The sequence below is a fragment of the Devosia sp. genome (assembly GCF_028290645.1).
Lineage (GTDB): Bacteria > Pseudomonadota > Alphaproteobacteria > Rhizobiales > Devosiaceae > Devosia_A.
The window spans coordinates 13934-28801 of sequence record NZ_JAQGJL010000422.1; the positions used below are offsets into that span (position 1 = coordinate 13934).

14 protein-coding genes are annotated in these 14868 nt (G+C 66.9%); 8 read left to right on the forward strand and 6 right to left on the reverse strand.

Translation table 11 applies throughout. The features are described 5' to 3' along the window. The first annotated feature begins 26 nt into the window (after window positions 1–26). From JWQ89_RS22360 to JWQ89_RS22385, 6 genes are all read left to right on the forward strand, one after another. Window positions 27–698, forward strand: a complete 672-nt coding sequence (locus tag JWQ89_RS22360) for a response regulator transcription factor (protein WP_299644865.1) — start codon at window positions 27–29, stop codon at window positions 696–698. After that, window positions 698–2077 carry a sensor histidine kinase gene (locus JWQ89_RS22365; protein ID WP_299644867.1) on the forward strand — a complete coding sequence of 460 codons (1380 nt, stop codon included), beginning with the start codon at window positions 698–700 and terminating at the stop codon, window positions 2075–2077. Before JWQ89_RS22360 ends, JWQ89_RS22365 begins: the two co-directional genes overlap by 1 nt. 94 nt (window positions 2078–2171) lie before the next feature. After that, window positions 2172–2888, forward strand: a complete 717-nt coding sequence (lexA, locus tag JWQ89_RS22370; RefSeq protein WP_299644868.1) for a transcriptional repressor LexA — start codon at window positions 2172–2174, stop codon at window positions 2886–2888. A gap of 156 nt (window positions 2889–3044) precedes the next feature. Further along, on the forward strand, window positions 3045–3950 hold the full coding sequence (locus tag JWQ89_RS22375; RefSeq protein ID WP_299644869.1) for a 2-dehydro-3-deoxygalactonokinase: 906 nt from the start codon (window positions 3045–3047) through the stop codon (window positions 3948–3950). A 3-nt stretch (window positions 3951–3953) separates the two neighbouring features. Further along, complete coding sequence (locus JWQ89_RS22380) at window positions 3954–4565, forward strand: 2-dehydro-3-deoxy-6-phosphogalactonate aldolase (RefSeq protein WP_299644870.1); 612 nt, start codon at window positions 3954–3956, stop codon at window positions 4563–4565. Further along, on the forward strand, window positions 4562–5434 hold the full coding sequence (locus tag JWQ89_RS22385) for an SMP-30/gluconolactonase/LRE family protein (protein ID WP_299644871.1): 873 nt from the start codon (window positions 4562–4564) through the stop codon (window positions 5432–5434). Before JWQ89_RS22380 ends, JWQ89_RS22385 begins: the two co-directional genes overlap by 4 nt. A 79-nt stretch (window positions 5435–5513) precedes the next feature. Here the strand turns inward: JWQ89_RS22385 and JWQ89_RS22390 are convergent, their stop codons facing one another. Next, complete coding sequence (locus JWQ89_RS22390; protein WP_299644872.1) at window positions 5514–7142, reverse strand: ComEC/Rec2 family competence protein; 1629 nt, start codon at window positions 7140–7142, stop codon at window positions 5514–5516. 647 nt (window positions 7143–7789) lie between these two features. On the opposite strand from JWQ89_RS22390, the gene gltX reads away from it, so the two are divergent. Together gltX and gltA are read left to right on the forward strand one after the other, a co-directional pair. Further along, window positions 7790–9205 carry a glutamate--tRNA ligase gene (gene gltX / locus JWQ89_RS22395; protein WP_299644874.1) on the forward strand — a complete coding sequence of 472 codons (1416 nt, stop codon included), beginning with the start codon at window positions 7790–7792 and terminating at the stop codon, window positions 9203–9205. 159 nt (window positions 9206–9364) lie between these two features. Next, entirely contained in the window at window positions 9365–10657 is a 1293-nt protein-coding gene (gene gltA, locus JWQ89_RS22400; protein WP_299644875.1) for a citrate synthase, read from the forward strand. On the opposite strand, the gene JWQ89_RS22405 is transcribed toward gltA, so the two are convergent. From JWQ89_RS22405 to lpxD, 5 genes are all read right to left on the reverse strand, one after another. Then, window positions 10633–11778, reverse strand: coding sequence for a lipid-A-disaccharide synthase (locus tag JWQ89_RS22405; protein ID WP_299644876.1), 1146 nt, complete (start codon window positions 11776–11778; stop codon window positions 10633–10635). The two genes, gltA and JWQ89_RS22405, sit on opposite strands and share 25 nt — an antisense overlap. Next, a complete protein-coding gene (gene lpxI / locus JWQ89_RS22410; RefSeq protein ID WP_299644877.1) occupies window positions 11771–12589 on the reverse strand; it encodes a UDP-2,3-diacylglucosamine diphosphatase LpxI in 819 nt (272 codons plus the stop codon). The genes JWQ89_RS22405 and lpxI overlap by 8 nt, the downstream gene beginning before the upstream one ends. Then, window positions 12589–13386, reverse strand: a complete 798-nt coding sequence (gene lpxA / locus JWQ89_RS22415) for an acyl-ACP--UDP-N-acetylglucosamine O-acyltransferase (RefSeq protein ID WP_299644878.1) — start codon at window positions 13384–13386, stop codon at window positions 12589–12591. Before lpxA ends, lpxI begins: the two co-directional genes overlap by 1 nt. Continuing rightward, complete coding sequence (gene fabZ / locus JWQ89_RS22420) at window positions 13383–13820, reverse strand: 3-hydroxyacyl-ACP dehydratase FabZ (RefSeq protein WP_299644881.1); 438 nt, start codon at window positions 13818–13820, stop codon at window positions 13383–13385. The genes lpxA and fabZ overlap by 4 nt, the downstream gene beginning before the upstream one ends. 47 nt (window positions 13821–13867) lie before the next feature. Then, a partial coding sequence (gene lpxD / locus JWQ89_RS22425) for a UDP-3-O-(3-hydroxymyristoyl)glucosamine N-acyltransferase (protein ID WP_299644880.1) occupies window positions 13868–14868 on the reverse strand: 1001 nt, incomplete at its 5' end.

Below are 14868 nucleotides of genomic sequence, written 5' to 3' on the forward strand. Positions count from 1 at the left end.
ATTAGCCTGACGGATGGGGAGTGGTGATGCGCATCTTGGTGGTGGAGGACAACCGGACCCTGGCCGACGGGCTCGCCGCCGTGCTGCGCGTCGCAGGCTATGCCGTCGATGTCGTGCATGACGGCGTGTCCGCAGACGCGGTGCTCACGACCGAAAGCTTCGACCTCGTGGTGCTCGACCTGAGCCTGCCGGAAATGGACGGGCTCGACGTGCTGCGCCGCATGCGGGCGCGGAAGAATGCCTCCTCGGTGCTGATCCTCACGGCCCGCGGCGCGCTCGACGAGCGGGTGCGCGGTCTGGATCTGGGCGCCGACGACTACATGACCAAGCCGTTCGAGGTCTCGGAACTCGAGGCCCGCATCCGGGTGCTGTTGCGGCGGCAGGCGGGGCTGCGTGATTCGCGCGTGTCGTTCGGCAATATCGAGCTCGATACCGTGTCGCGCACCCTCTCCGCCCTCGGCCAGACACTCGACATGCCGGCGCGGGAACTGAGCGTGCTCGAGACCCTGCTGCGCAAGGCCGGTAAGGTGGTGGCCAAGCAATCGATCATCGAATCGCTGGCGGCCTTCGACGAGGACCTGAGCGAGAACGCAATCGAACAGTACATCTCGCGCCTAAGGCGGCGGCTCGCGCCCTATGCCCTGACGGTCCGCGTCGCGCGGGGACTGGGCTACTATCTCGATCGGATCATCGACTGATGGCCCGGCCCTATTCGCTGCGCGGGCGGCTGCTGATCTGGCTGATGGTCGCGCTGCTGGCGGTGGCGGCGCTGGCTGTGATCGACACCTGGCGCGAGGCCGCGGACACGGCCAACTCGCTCTCCGACCGGGTGCTGGCCGGCTCGGTACTGGCGATCGCCGAGCGGGTGATCGTCACCGAGGACGGCGCGCTCGAGGTGGATGTGCCCTACGTGGCGCTGGAGATGCTGACCTCCGCGGCGCAGGACCGGGTGTTCTACCGGGTCGATGGACCGGACGGATTCATCACCGGCTACCAGACGCTGCCGACCTCGCAGAGCGCGAATCCGGACATTGCGTACTCGGATGCCATGTTCCGCGGCGATCCGATCCGGGTTGCGGTGTTGCGCCGTGCTGCGTCGTCGGGCGTAAGCGCCATCCCGTTCACCGTGACTGTGGCCGAGACGACGATCGCGCGGACACGGCTGACGCAGACGCTGCTTGTCCGTTCGGCGATTCGCCTGGCGCTGCTGATCCTTGCCGCCGCGGTGATCCTCTGGCTGGCCGTCGGGTTCTCGCTCGCGCCGCTCGACCGGCTCCGCGACGCGATCTCGCGCCGGGCGCTCGATGACCTGAGCCCGATCCAGCAGGAGGTGCCGCGCGAGGTGCAGGGGCTGGTGGACACCATCAACTCGTTCATGACGCGGCTGTCGGCCGCCCTCGATGCGCTGCGGCATTTCACCGGCAATGCCAGCCACCAGTTGCGGACGCCGCTGACCATCATCCGCACGCAACTGGCGCTGGCGCTGCGGGCCGAGACGCCGGAGGCCGCGCGCGAGGCGGCGCGAACGGCCGACGATGCGGTAGTTCATGCCGAGCGCATCCTCGCGCAATTGCTGCTGCTGGCGAGGATTGATGAGGCGGCGTCCGACCAGTTGCGGCTGCAGGTGGTCGATCTGTTCGAACTGGCGCGGGAACGGACTGCAGACTATGTCGTCCGCGCCCATGTCGCAGGCATCGATCTGGGACTCGAAGGTGCCGGACCGGCGCTGGTACAGGGCGATCCGATGCTGCTGGGCGAGCTACTGAGCAACCTGATCGAGAACGCCATTGCGTACGCCGGCCCAGGCACGGAGGCGACCGTTCGCCTAACCGCTGCCGACGAGGTCGTTCTCGAGGTGGCCGATACGGGTGGCGGGACGGAGGAAGTCGCGACCGTGCGCAGGCGCTTCAGCCGCGGAGACAGCGATAAACCGGGTGCCGGTCTCGGGTTGCCCATCGTCGAGGAAATTGCCGGCCTGTTCGGGGGAACGATGATGGTCGCCTCGGCGCCGGGGAAGGGCTTCAGCGTGCGTATCCGGCTTCCTCGGGCCAAGGCGGCGTACCGGCCTGCGGTTTAGCGCTAACGCGATCTTTACCCGCGTATTGCAGAACATAACTGGAACGGATACAACAACGTTCAGTCTTTGTTCCGATTCTGCTCAGGGGGCCGTCATGCTGACGCGCAAGCAACACGAACTGCTGATGTTCATCCACGAGCGGATGAAAGAATCCGGTATTCCACCCTCCTTCGACGAGATGAAGGACGCGCTCGATTTGCGCAGCAAGTCGGGCATCCACCGCCTGATCACGGCGCTGGAGGAGCGCGGCTTCATCCGCCGCCTGCCCAACCGGGCCCGGGCGCTGGAGGTGATCAAGCTGCCAGACTCGATGAACCCCTCGCTCGGCGGCCGCAAGGCGCGCTTCGAGCCGAGCGTCATCGAGGGCAATCTCGGCCGCGTGGCCGCGCCGCAGCGTCCCTCGGCAGTGGTCAACGCCGACTCCTATCGGGCCGTCACCATCCCGGTGATGGGCCGCATTGCGGCCGGCACGCCGATCGAGGCGATCCAGACCCACAGCCATACCATCACCGTCCCGCCCGAGATGCTCGGGCCCGGCGAGCATTTCGCGCTGGAAGTGCGCGGCGATTCGATGATCGATGCGGGTATCTTCGACGGCGATACCGTGCTGATCAAGAAGCAGGATGCCGCCTCGACTGGCGAGATCGTCGTCGCGCTGGTCGACGACGAGGAAGCCACGCTGAAGCGGCTCCGTCGCCGCGGCAATTCGATTGCACTCGAGGCCGCCAATCCGGCCTACGAGACTCGCATCTTCCCGCCCGACCGGGTGAAGGTGCAGGGGCGCCTCGTGGGCCTCCTCCGGAAATACTGAGTTACTGACCTGCCGCCAAACGGGTCACTGGGCCGGCGCCCCGCCGGCCCATTTTCTTTTGAATCCGGACCTTGCTGCCCAAGATTCCCCCTAGGGCGCGCCCGGCAAAGGCGATAGGGTCCGCCGCGCCGCGGAAGGTCTTGTGAGGAGTGGGTTTTGCCGCAACAGGTCGAGTGGGTTGCCGTCGATTGGGGGACCTCCAATCTGCGCGCCTGGGGGATAGATGCGGACGGCGAAATCGCCTTTGCGCGTTCCTCGCCCGATGGGATGAGCCGGCTGAGCCGCGAGCAGTACCCGGACGTTCTGACCTCACTGCTGAGCGGCGCGGCCGATGAGGTCGACGACGTGCTGATCTGCGGCATGGCGGGTGCGCGCCAGGGTTGGATGGAAGCCCCTTACCTCGACGCCCCGGCCGAACTCAGCAACCTCGCCGTCGGCGCGGTCGAGCCCGACATGCCGGGCCCGCTCAATCCCCGCATCCTGCCAGGCGTCTGCCTTCGCGACCTGGGCGCAGAGGACGTGATGCGCGGCGAGGAGACACAGCTTTTGGGGCTCTCCGCGCTGATGCCCGGTTTCTCCGGGCTCGCCGTGATGCCGGGCACGCACAGCAAATGGGCGCTGCTCTCCGGCACGCGGCTCGAGCGCTTCTCCAGCGCCATGACCGGCGAGATCTTCGAACTGCTGCGCACCCACTCGGTGCTGCGCCATTCATTGAACGGCGAACTCGAGGGCGAGGACCGCGAACTCGGATTCTCCGCCGGCCTCGACCAGGGGCTGGAACGGCCCGAGCGGCTGACAGCCACGCTGTTCAAGGTCCGCGCTGGCTCGCTGCTTTCGGACCGCAGCGCGCCATGGTGCGCCGGCTTCCTCTCGGGGCTACTCATCGGCGCCGAGATCGGCGGCCAGCGCGACTGGATCGGCGAGGCCGAGATCCCGCTGATCGGCAGCGTCGGCCTCTGCGGTTTGTATCAGATCGCCTTTGACCGGCTCGGGGCGACGACCCGTATCATCGATGCGACCGATGCCACCCTCGCCGGGCTCAAGGCAGCAAGACAGGCTTAGGACATGGACCACCGCCACATCATCGCGATCCTTCGCGGCATCACCCCGCCCGAAATCCTCGCAGTCTGCGACGCACTGGTAGGCGCCGGCATCACCATGATCGAGGTGCCGCTCAGTTCTCCCGAAGCGCTGCGCTCGATCGAGGACGCGGCAAAGGTGTTCGAGGGCCGCGCCCTCGTCGGCGCGGGCACTGTCTTGAGCCGCGCCGATGTCGACGCCGTCGCCGATGCCGGCGGCCGGTTCGTCGTCTCGCCCGATACCAACCCGGCGGTGATCGGCGCGACGCTCGAGCGGGGCATGACGTCGTATCCCGGCGTATTCTCGCCCACCGACGCCCTCACGGCTATCCGCTCGGGCGCTACCGGCCTCAAGTTCTTCCCCGCCGAAGTGCTCGGCCCCAAGGGAATCCGCGCGATGAAGGCGGTGCTGCCGCCCGCCATTCCGCTCTACGCCGTCGGGGGCGCCAATCCCGACAATTTCGCCGAGTATTTTGCCGCCGGCTGCGCCGGCTTCGGGCTCGGCACCTACATTTTCAAACCCGGCATGTCGGCCGCCGACGTGGCGCTCCGCGCCGACGCCGCCGTCGCTGCCTACGATCAGGAAAAACCACGATGAATTCGAAGGCGGAGCTTTTTGTCGACAGCCGGTGCGAACTGGGCGAAGGCCCGTTCTGGCACCCGCTGCTCGAGCGCCTGTTCTGGTTCGACATCCTCAACCAGACCATGCTCAGCGCCGGCGCCGACGGCCAGATCGTCGACCGCATAACCTTCAAGGACACGGTCAGCGCAGGCACCGTCATCGACAAGGATACGCTGGCCATCGCGCAGTCGGGCGCCCTGCTCCGCTACGATTTTGCGACCGACACGACCACCACGATTGCCGAGATCGAGGCGGACATCCCCACCAACCGCACCAATGACAGCCGCGTCGATCGCACCGGCGGCTTCTGGATCGGCACCATGGGGCGGAAGGCCGAGCCCGGAGTCGGGGGCGTCTACCAGTATCGCGCCGGCGAGGTAACCAAGGTCATCGAGCGCATCCGCATCCCCAACTCGATCTGCTTTTCGCCCGACGGCCGCACCGCCTACTTCACAGATTCCGGCAAGATGATCGTCAAGTGCGCCCTCGATACCGAGACCGGGCGCCCCATCGGCGAATGGCAGGATTTCTACACTATGGAGGGGCTTGGCGGCGCCGACGGCTCGGTGGTCGACTCCGAGGGCTTTATCTGGAACGCCCGCTGGGGCGGGGGCGCCGTGATCCGCATCTCGCCGGACGGCAAGCTCGACAAAGTAGTCGAGGTAGCTGGCGTCACCCGCGTCAGCTGCCCCGCCTTTGGGGGCAAGGACTTGAAGACGCTCTACCTCACCACGGCGCGCGAGCACATGACGCCCGAGGAGCTCGAGCGCGAGCCGCATGCGGGCAGCGTCTTCTCGATCCCGCTCGATGTTCCCGGCATAGCAGAGCCGTTCCTCAAGCTCTGAACCATGTCGCGTGGCTTTACCGGATCCGTAAATGCCGCGTTTACCATAACCGAGGCGAAACTGCGGCGGGCGCCCCAGATCACGGCAGCGCCGCTCGCCACGGCCGGCTGAGCGGCGGGACGGCGGGGCGGACTTCGAAGCCGCCACGCCCCTCGTCCCACCGCAGCCAGTGCACGCCGCCCCTGGCAAGGGAATCCGCGTCAATGACCGTGCCCGCCGTGCACCCGGCCGGCGCGTCGCGGCGCATGATCACCAGGTCGGCAAGCTGGCAATCCTCATAGAACCCGGCGGGATCGCGGACGATCGCGACGCTGAAGCCACGTGGGCTGGTCCCGAAGCAGCCGATGCTGTCGCAGGCGAGCAGCGAGGACGCCTCGATCGGCTCGGCATAAGTCTCGCGCCAGACGTCGACGGCGAAGCTGTCGGCCTTGCCGGCAACGAGGGACAGGCCGCCGGCGCCGCGCATCGCCACCGCCTGCGTGGTGTCGGCGATCAGCACGTCGGGCGGCCTGTCGATGGCGAACAGGTACACCGCCGGGATCAACAGGACCGGAGCGATGAGGCGATGCCAGGTTGGCAGGAAGGTGAACCATGCGAGGGCGACGAGGCCGAACAGCAGGGCAAGCGGCGTCAGCAATGGGCTGTATTCGAGCCAGCTGCTCCAGCCGGCGACGAGGTGGCCGAGGTCGAGCATCCGGTCGATCGACCAGCCGACCACGACGAGAAACGGCGCCTCCCAGCCGAACGGCATGGCGAGGGTAGCGAGGACGGCGAACGGCATCATGACGAAGCCGACCAACGGCAGCGAGAACAGGTTGCCCAGCACGCCAAGCGGCGAGGTCTGCTGGAAATGGTAGACCGAGAACAGCAGCGTCGCCGCGCCCGCGATCAGGCTGGTGAGCACGATGCCCCACAGGTAGCCGCCGATCCGCCGGACCAGCGAACGCTCCCTGCCCTCCGGCGGCCGCATCAGTTCCCATGCGCCGATCAGCGCCACGACGGCAGCGAATGACAGCTGGAAGCTCGGACGGAAGACGCTGGCCGGATCGGAGGCGATGACGACCAGCGCGGCGATGGCCACGTTCCGCATGGTCAGCGCGCGCCGGCCGAAGACGATGGCGCCGAGCACCAGGACGAGCATGATGGTCGAGCGCAGCGCCGCGACATTGCCGCCCGAGATGGCGAAATAGGCGAGCGAGGCGAGCACGGCGCCGGCCGCGGCAATTCGCTTCACCGACACCAGCCCATGGACGCCGCCGACCAGCGCCAGCCCGCCGCGCAGGGTTACGAGGACAAGGCCTGCGACAATAGTGAGGTGGAGGCCGGACACGGATAGGACGTGCGCCAGCCCTGCAGCTGCCATGGTCTTGCGGGCGTCGTCCGAGACCGCGCTCTGGTCGCCGGTGATTAGGGCGCGGGCGATGCCGGCTGCGGGTTGCTGCAGGTCCGCGTCGATGCGGGAGGCGATGCCGCGGCGGATGCCGTCGATGATGCGCTCGGGGGCCGAGCTGTCGCCCGAGGAAATCCGCTCGACCGTCCCTGTGGTGTTGCCGTAGGCGCCGACGCCATCGAAGAAGGCGTGGAACTGGGTATCGAAGCCGTTCGGTACCACCGGGCCCGGCACCGCATAGAAGCGCACCGGTGCGCGGATGGTGTCCCCCGCGGCGAGCTTCGTCCCATTGGCGACGACGATCCGGGCCCGGCGCATTGGGACGGCGCGGGAGTTGCGGTCGGGGTGATGGAAGAGACGATGGCGCGAACGCCGCTTTCCGCTTCGGAGACGATTTCGTCGACGCGCATCTCGTAGGTTCCATATGCCGGCCGGGCGAGCATCTGGGTGCCGAACAGGGTCGCGTGAACGGCCAGCAATGAGAAGCCGCCCCAGAAGGCGGCCGCGAGGGCTAACATCCGGAACAGGGCCAGACGGCCGCGGCTCACCACAATCGCGACGGCAAGGGCCACCCCGACGAGCGTCAGTGCAATCGGGTGCGGCTCGATCGGCGTCGCCAGCGAGACGATCAGGCCCGCGATGATCGCATATGGCCACAGCAGGAACAGGCGACGATGCTCGAGCGCCTCTGCAACGCCGGCCACGAACCCCTGCCAAAGGGACAGGCGCTGGCGAAGGGCGGGAGGGAGCACGGGCACGCGAGCCGGCTCGGCAGGCGCCGGAACCAGTCGCGCAGATGCCGCCTCCCCTACAGTCACGGTCACCCGGCGAGCCCCCGCTCCGCATGATCTCGACAAGGATGCTATCCGGGCGCCGATGCGCTGCCAACCGCCTGCCCTTGCGCTCGGGCCCCGGGGTGCTTACACACCGCCAAACGCCAATTCTCCGGGATGTTTCTGATACCCATGGCTACCCCTGTCGTCACCCGCTTCGCCCCCTCGCCTACCGGCTACCTCCACATCGGCGGCGCGCGCACGGCCCTGTTCAACTGGGCCTTCTCGCGCCACACCGGCGGCAAAATGCTGCTCCGCATCGAGGATACCGACCGCGAACGTTCGACCGACGCGGCGGTGCAGGCGATCTTCGACGGGCTGAAGTGGCTGGGTCTCGATTGGGACGGCGAGCCGGTCATGCAGTTCTCGCGCGCCGCACGGCACGCCGAGGTGGCCAACGAGCTGCTGTCGCGCGGCCAGGCCTATTATTGCTACTGCTCGCCCGAGGAACTGGCCGAGATGCGGGAGACCGCGCGGGCCAACGGCCTGCCGCCGCGCTACAACGGCTACTGGCGTGATCGGGACCCGTCCGAGGCGCCTGCGGGCGTCGCGCCGGTAATCCGTATCAAGGCGCCGCAATCGGGGGAGATCCGGGTAGACGACCACGTGCAAGGCGAAGTGGTGTTCAAGGCCGAGAACCTCGACGATTTCATCATCCTGCGCTCGGACGGCACGCCGACCTACATGCTGGCCGTGGTGGTCGACGACCATGACATGGGCGTCACCCACATCATCCGCGGCGACGACCACCTCACCAACGCGGCGCGCCAGATCGTCATCTACAACGGCATGGGCTGGCACGTGCCGAAGATGTCGCATATCCCGCTGATCCACGGCCCGGATGGCGCGAAGCTCTCGAAGCGCCATGGGGCACTGGGGGTGGAGGCCTACCGGCAGATGGGCTACCTGCCCGAGGCGCTGCGCAACTACCTCGCCCGGCTCGGCTGGAGCCACGGCGACGAGGAGCTGTTCTCGACCGAGCAGATGGTCGAGTGGTTCAGTCTCGAGGCACTCAACAAGGGCGCGGCGCGCTTCGATTTCGTCAAGCTCGAGAGCATCAACGGCCACTATATCCGCGAGGCGACGCCGCAGCGGCTTTATGAGGTGATGCTCGCGACTGCCGCCGAAGTCGGCCGCGACGTCGACGCAACCGGGCTTGCGGCCAACAAGGACACCGTGCTCGCGGCCCTGCCCGAGCTGCAGCCCCGCGCCAAGACGGTGCTCGAGCTGATCGATCTCGCCCAGTTCATCTACGCTGTCCGCCCCCTGCCCATCGACCAGGCCGCTGCCGACCAGCTGACCGGCGACGCGCGCGCCAATATCGGCGCCTTCGCCGAGATCCTCAAAGGCCTGAACGACTGGTCGGTGGATGCCATCGACGCGGCCGCCCGCGCCTTTGCCGAAGCCCGCGGGCTGAAGCTCGGCAAGGTGGCGCAACCGCTGCGCGCCGCGCTCACCGGCCGGACGGTTTCACCCGGGATTTTCGAGGTCATGGTGCTGATCGGCCGCGACGAAACCCTTGCCCGTCTGGGCGATCAGGCGGCCTGATGCTTATTGGCGAATGTGATTAGGTCAGCGCTGTTCACCCACCTGTTGCAGAGGTGGGGCATATGGGTTACGCCAACCGAACCTGCCTCTTAACGACGATCCGGCCTGCCCGCTCCCACCTTCTGCGGGCCCCAACAAGGCCCAATACGGAGTGCGAAGATGAGCGATACCGTCGCTAAACTCACCATCGGGGACCAGACTTTCGAGTTCCCGGTGCTCTCGGGCTCGGTCGGCCCGGATGTCATCGACATCCGATCACTCTATGCGAAGACCGGCATGTTTACTTATGACCCGGGATTCACCTCTACCGCCGCCTGCGACAGCGCCATCACCTATATCGACGGCGACAAGGGCGAGCTGATGTACCGTGGCTATCCGATCGAGCAGCTGGCCGACAAGTCCAACTATCTCGAGGTTTGCTACCTGCTGCTCTATGGCGAGCTGCCCAACAAGGCGCAGCTGCTGGATTTCACCGACCGGGTGACCAAGCACACCATGGTGCACGAACAGATGCACTATTTCTATCGTGGCTTTCGGCGCGACGCCCACCCGATGGCGATCGTCTGCGGCGTGGTCGGCGCCATGGCGGCGTTCTATCACGACTCGACCGACATCAACGACGCCATGCAGCGCGAGATCGCCTCGATCCGCATGATCGCCAAGATCCCTACGATCGTCGCCATGGCCTACAAGTACTCGGTTGGCCAGCCGTTCGTCTATCCGCGCAACGACCTCGACTACGCCTCGAACTTCCTGCGCATGTGCTTCTCGGTCCCGGCCGAGGATTATGTGGTGAATCCGGTCGTGGCGCGCGCCATGGACCTCATCTTCACGCTCCACGCAGACCATGAGCAGAACGCCTCGACTTCGACGGTCCGGCTCGCCGGCTCGTCCGACGCCAACCCGTTCGCCTGCATCGCGGCAGGTGTCGCCTGCCTCTGGGGACCGGCCCATGGCGGCGCCAACGAGGCGGCGCTCAACATGCTCAAGGAGATCGGCACCGTCGACCGCATCCCGGAATTCATCGCGAAGGCCAAGGACAAGAACTCCGGCTTCCGCCTGATGGGTTTTGGCCACCGCGTCTACAAGAACTACGACCCGCGCGCCAAGGTGATGCAGCAGGCGGCCAACGACGTGCTCAACCAGCTTGGCGCCGGCAACCTCTCGCCAACGCTGCAGGTGGCAAAGGAACTCGAGAAGATCGCGCTCGAGGACCAGTATTTCATAGACCGAAAGTTGTACCCGAATGTGGATTTCTACTCCGGTATAATCCTCGACGCGATCGGCTTCCCGACGTCGATGTTCACCGCCATCTTCGCGCTCAGCCGCACCGTGGGCTGGATCGCGCAGTGGAAGGAAATGATCGCCGATCCGCAGAAGAAGATCGGCCGCCCGCGCCAGCTCTACAACGGCTCGCCGGCACGCGACTATGAGCCGATAGCAAACCGCTGAGCGGCACGTGCCAGGACCCGCTCGGCGGGATCGACAAGGGGCGCCTCGGGCGCCCCTTTCTGCATCAGCGCCCGCAATTCACGGAAGGCGGAGAGCTGGGCCGCGACGGCGGTCGGGTCGTCCAGCAGCGTCGAGAGCGGCTCGAGCGAGCGCTCGGACTTGGGGTCGGTGAACTGCAGCTCGGGCACGGCCTCGCGGCCGAGGATGATGTTGGGCAGCGCAATCCGCAACTGGCGGCCGAGCCGCGCGTAGCGCTTCGCCTGCTGCGGATCCGCCACGTAGGTGACCACCATCGGCACACCCGACATGGCGAGTTCGAAGGTGATGGTGCCGCTTACGGCGAATGCGGCGTAGGCGGTCTGGAACGCCGCCTGTCGGGCATCACCCGTGACGATTTCGACGGGGACCGGCCAGCCGGCGGTTTCGGCACGGAGTCGCTCGGCGAGGGGGTTCAGGGTTGGGATGACGAAGCCGGTGAGGCGCGGATGGCTGCGCAGCAGGTCGGCCGCCTGGCGCATCAGACCCAGGTGGCGGCGGAGTTCTCCAAGGCGGCTGCCTGGCAGCAGCAGCAGCGGACCGCGTTCCGGCTGCATCGGGCGCATTGGGAAGCGCGCGAGCGCCGGATGGCCGACGAATCTGGTGGGTGGGCCACCGAGGTCGGCCATCACCTTCGGCTCGAACGGGAGCACCGCCAGCACCTCGTCGAACAGCGGCTTGAGCTCGGCGGCGCGTTCGGGACGCCAGGCCCAGACGGTCGGCGCAACGTAAAGCAGCATCGGGACATCCAGTCCGGACCGACGCACGCGGCTCGCCACCGCTTTCACGAACACTTGGGAATCGATGAGCACCACAACATCCGGTCGCTGCCGCAGGATGGCATTGGCCGTCTGTCGCACCCGCCAGAGCAGTAGCGGCAGCCGCCGCAGCACGTCGCTCCAGCCCATGACCGAGAGGTTCTCGATGGGGTAGAGGCTCCGCAAGCCCTCGGTCTCGAGCTCGGGACCGCCGACGCCGGAAACTTCGAGCGGCATGAGCAGGCGGAGCCGCTGCACCAGATCGGCGCCAATGCGGTCGCCTGAGGCTTCCCCCGCGAGGATGAACAGGCGGAGTGGCTTAGCCATCGAAAGCGAGGCCGACGATGGAGACGCCAAGTGCCTCCGCGGCGGCAATAAGCGCGACGCGATCGAGCACCAACGATCTGCCGGCCTCGACCGCGATCAGGCCGATGCCAGCGGCGGCCGCGCCGGTGACGGTGTTCGGCCCGATGGCGGGCAGGTCGACATAGAGCGGCTGCTGGGGCTTTGACGCCTTGGCGATCACCAAGGGCCCTGCCCCATCGCCGACGCGGCCGGCAGCGCGGTGGGCGGCGACGCGGGCCAGAAGTTCGTCGGTGCCCCCGACGTCTTCCGCCGCCACGATACGGCGGCCGGCGACGACAACGGCCTGCCCCAGGTCAAGGCGACCGACCTCGCGGGCGGCGTGCAGCGCAAACCGGGCGGTGTCGAGTTGCTCGCTGGTTGCCGCCGGGCCTGCCATGGGGCCACTTTCAGCGATCAAGTCGCCAGCAATCTCGTGAACACCGATCACCTTGGCGCCCGAGAGCTTTTCGATGGCGGCGGCGACGCTGGAGAGCGCCGCATCGCCCTGCGAGGCGGCCGCTTTGCGGGTGGCGAAGCCGGCCAGCGACTCGCGGTGGCGATCGGAGACCTCGAGGCCGCCGGCGAGCACGACATGGGTGCTCCTGAACGCAGCGATTGCCTCGATCACCTTGCCGGGTCTGCCGAGATCACCCTCGACCAGCGTCGCTCCATGCCGCGCGGGCTGCGGGACGAACGCCACAACCTGCACCGCGTCGCCGGCGGCAACAGCCGCCGCCACCACATGCGTGACAAGCGCTCCCGACCCGGCAAGGACGGAGAGCCGCCGCGCCATCATTCCTCGACCGGCACGTTGCCCGGGAGCGTCAGCGGCCGCTCGGCGGCAACGATGAACCGCACCACATCCTGCACCAGCTCGTCCTCCGGGAACATTTCCGACGCATCATCGAGCCGCTCGCGCAACGTGCCTTCGCTGGCGAAGATCATCCGGTAGGCGGTGCGCAGCCGGTGGATCGCCTCGCGATCGAAGCCTCGGCGCTTCAGCCCAACCAGATTGACGCCGGACAATGCCGCCGGGTTGCCGAGCACAGTGCCGTAGGGAATGACATCCTTCTCGACCTTGGTCATGCCGCCGATGAAGGCATGCGCGCCGATATGGACGAACTGCGCAGAGCCGGAATGGCCGCTCATGATGACGTAGTCGTCGATCACGCAATGGCCGGCGATGCCGGTGTTGTTCGAGAGGATGATGTGATCGCCGAGGATGCAATCGTGGCCGATGTGGACGCCGATCATCAACAGGCAATGGTCGCCGATGACGGTCTTCATCCCGCCCCCGGCAGTGCCTGGATTGATGGTCACGTGCTCGCGGATGGTGCAATCCGCGCCGATCGCCAGGGTCGAGGGCTCGCCTGCATATTTGAGGTCCTGTGGGCGGTGTCCGACGGACGCGAAGGGGAACACCACGGTGCGTGCGCCGATTTTCGTGCGGCCGGTGACCACGGCGTGGGAGATGAGTTCGACGCCATCGCCGAGCGTGACGTCACCGCCGACGACGCAGAACGGACCGATCTTTGCCCCGGCTCCAATCACGGCGCCGGGTTCGACGATCGCTGACGGATGGATGGTCATTGCTCGCTGGGGCTCACCATGGCGCCCACTTCGGCTTCGGCGATGACCACACCATCCACGATGGCCTTGGCCTCGAACCAGCCCATGGTCATCCGGCGCCTGAGCTTGCGGATGTGGTACTCGATCCGGTCGCCGGGCCGCGCCGGCTTCCTGAATTTGCACTTGTCGATGGTGAGCAGGTAGACGATGTGCTTCTGGCCCCCGGCTGCGCCGGCGGCAATCGCCATCGCGCCTGCCGTCTGCGCCATGCCCTCGATGATCAGCACGCCCGGGAATACGGGCTCGCCCGGGAAATGGCCCTGGAAGATCGGCTCGTTGAACGTTACGTTCTTGATGCCGATGCCCGAGTTGTCGCCGTCAACCTCGATGATCCGGTCAATCAGCAGGAACGGGTAGCGATGGGGCAGAACCTCAAGGATCCGGCCGATATCCATCGACGAGAATTCTTTCGTCTCGCTCGATGGTGCCTCGTTCGTAACCGTCACTCTCGTCCCCTTTTGTTCAGTCGCCGCAACATGGCTACCTCGCGTTGCCAGACTTTCAGGTCCTGCGCTGGATAGCCTCCGACCCGACCACCAGCCGGCACGTCCTTGGTCACGAGACACCTCGCCGACAATAGGCTGCCACTGCCGATCCGCAAGTGTCCGGTCGTCCCGGCCCCGCCGCCGACAAGCACGTTGTCGCCAATTATGGTCCCCCCGCCGATACCGCAGGTCCCCGCTATGAGGCAATATCGGCCGATGCGGGAGTTGTGGCCAATCTGCACCAGATTGTCGATCTTGGTCCCTTCGCCGATCACCGTATCGCCGAGTGCGCCGCGATCGACCGTCGAATTAGCCCCGATCTCGACGCCGTCCTGCACGATGACCCGGCCGAGCTGCGGAATCTTGCGGTTAGTGCGCCCCTGCCCCAGCCAACCGAAGCCCTCGGTGCCAATGCGCACACCGGCGTGCAGCACGACACTGTTGCCAAGATAGGCGCATTCGACCGTGACGTTTGGGCCGATCACCGCGTTGCGCCCGATGGTGACGCCCCGACCGATCACGGTGTTGGGTCCGATGACGGTGTTGCGGCCAATCTCGACGCCTAGCCCGAGCACGACATTGGCGCCGAGCCGCACGCCCTCCTCGATGAAGGGGGCCGGCCCGCCGGCCTCGAACAGTCCGGTCGCAGTACCGCGCGTGCCGAGCGGGTAGAGCCGCTCGAGCAAATCGACGAATAGCTCATGCGGCCGCTCGTCGACCACCGCCAACGAGCCAGCCGGGACGTCCGCCAGGAATTTCGGATGAACGACCACCGCTCCGGCGCCGGTCTCGGCGAGCGCCGGACGATATTCGGCCAGCGCGGCGAGCGCCAGTTGGGAGGGGCCCGCAATGGGAAGCTCTTCGGCCCCGGTGATAACCAGCGCCGCGGCCCGAGCCTCGTCGACATGCACGGTCCGCCCCAGCGTCGCGAGCACGACACCAAGCGAGATCGGCCCCG

Coding starts and splice junctions, on each gene's coding strand:
- fabZ (WP_299644881.1), bottom strand. CDS start 13,820: ATGGATATCGGCCGGATCCTTGAGGTTCTGCCCCATCGCTACCCGTTC.
- JWQ89_RS22390 (WP_299644872.1), bottom strand. CDS start 7,142: ATGCGCCGGGCCCGGATCGTCGTCGCCAATGGGACGAAGCTCGCCGCG.
- JWQ89_RS22385 (WP_299644871.1), top strand. CDS start 4,562: ATGAATTCGAAGGCGGAGCTTTTTGTCGACAGCCGGTGCGAACTGGGC.
- lpxI (WP_299644877.1), bottom strand. CDS start 12,589: ATGGCGCGGCGGCTCTCCGTCCTTGCCGGGTCGGGAGCGCTTGTCACG.
- gltA (WP_299644875.1), top strand. CDS start 9,365: ATGAGCGATACCGTCGCTAAACTCACCATCGGGGACCAGACTTTCGAG.
- lpxA (WP_299644878.1), bottom strand. CDS start 13,386: ATGACCATCCATCCGTCAGCGATCGTCGAACCCGGCGCCGTGATTGGA.
- JWQ89_RS22405 (WP_299644876.1), bottom strand. CDS start 11,778: ATGGCTAAGCCACTCCGCCTGTTCATCCTCGCGGGGGAAGCCTCAGGC.
- JWQ89_RS22380 (WP_299644870.1), top strand. CDS start 3,954: ATGGACCACCGCCACATCATCGCGATCCTTCGCGGCATCACCCCGCCC.
- JWQ89_RS22360 (WP_299644865.1), top strand. CDS start 27: ATGCGCATCTTGGTGGTGGAGGACAACCGGACCCTGGCCGACGGGCTC.
- lexA (WP_299644868.1), top strand. CDS start 2,172: ATGCTGACGCGCAAGCAACACGAACTGCTGATGTTCATCCACGAGCGG.
- JWQ89_RS22365 (WP_299644867.1), top strand. CDS start 698: ATGGCCCGGCCCTATTCGCTGCGCGGGCGGCTGCTGATCTGGCTGATG.
- gltX (WP_299644874.1), top strand. CDS start 7,790: ATGGCTACCCCTGTCGTCACCCGCTTCGCCCCCTCGCCTACCGGCTAC.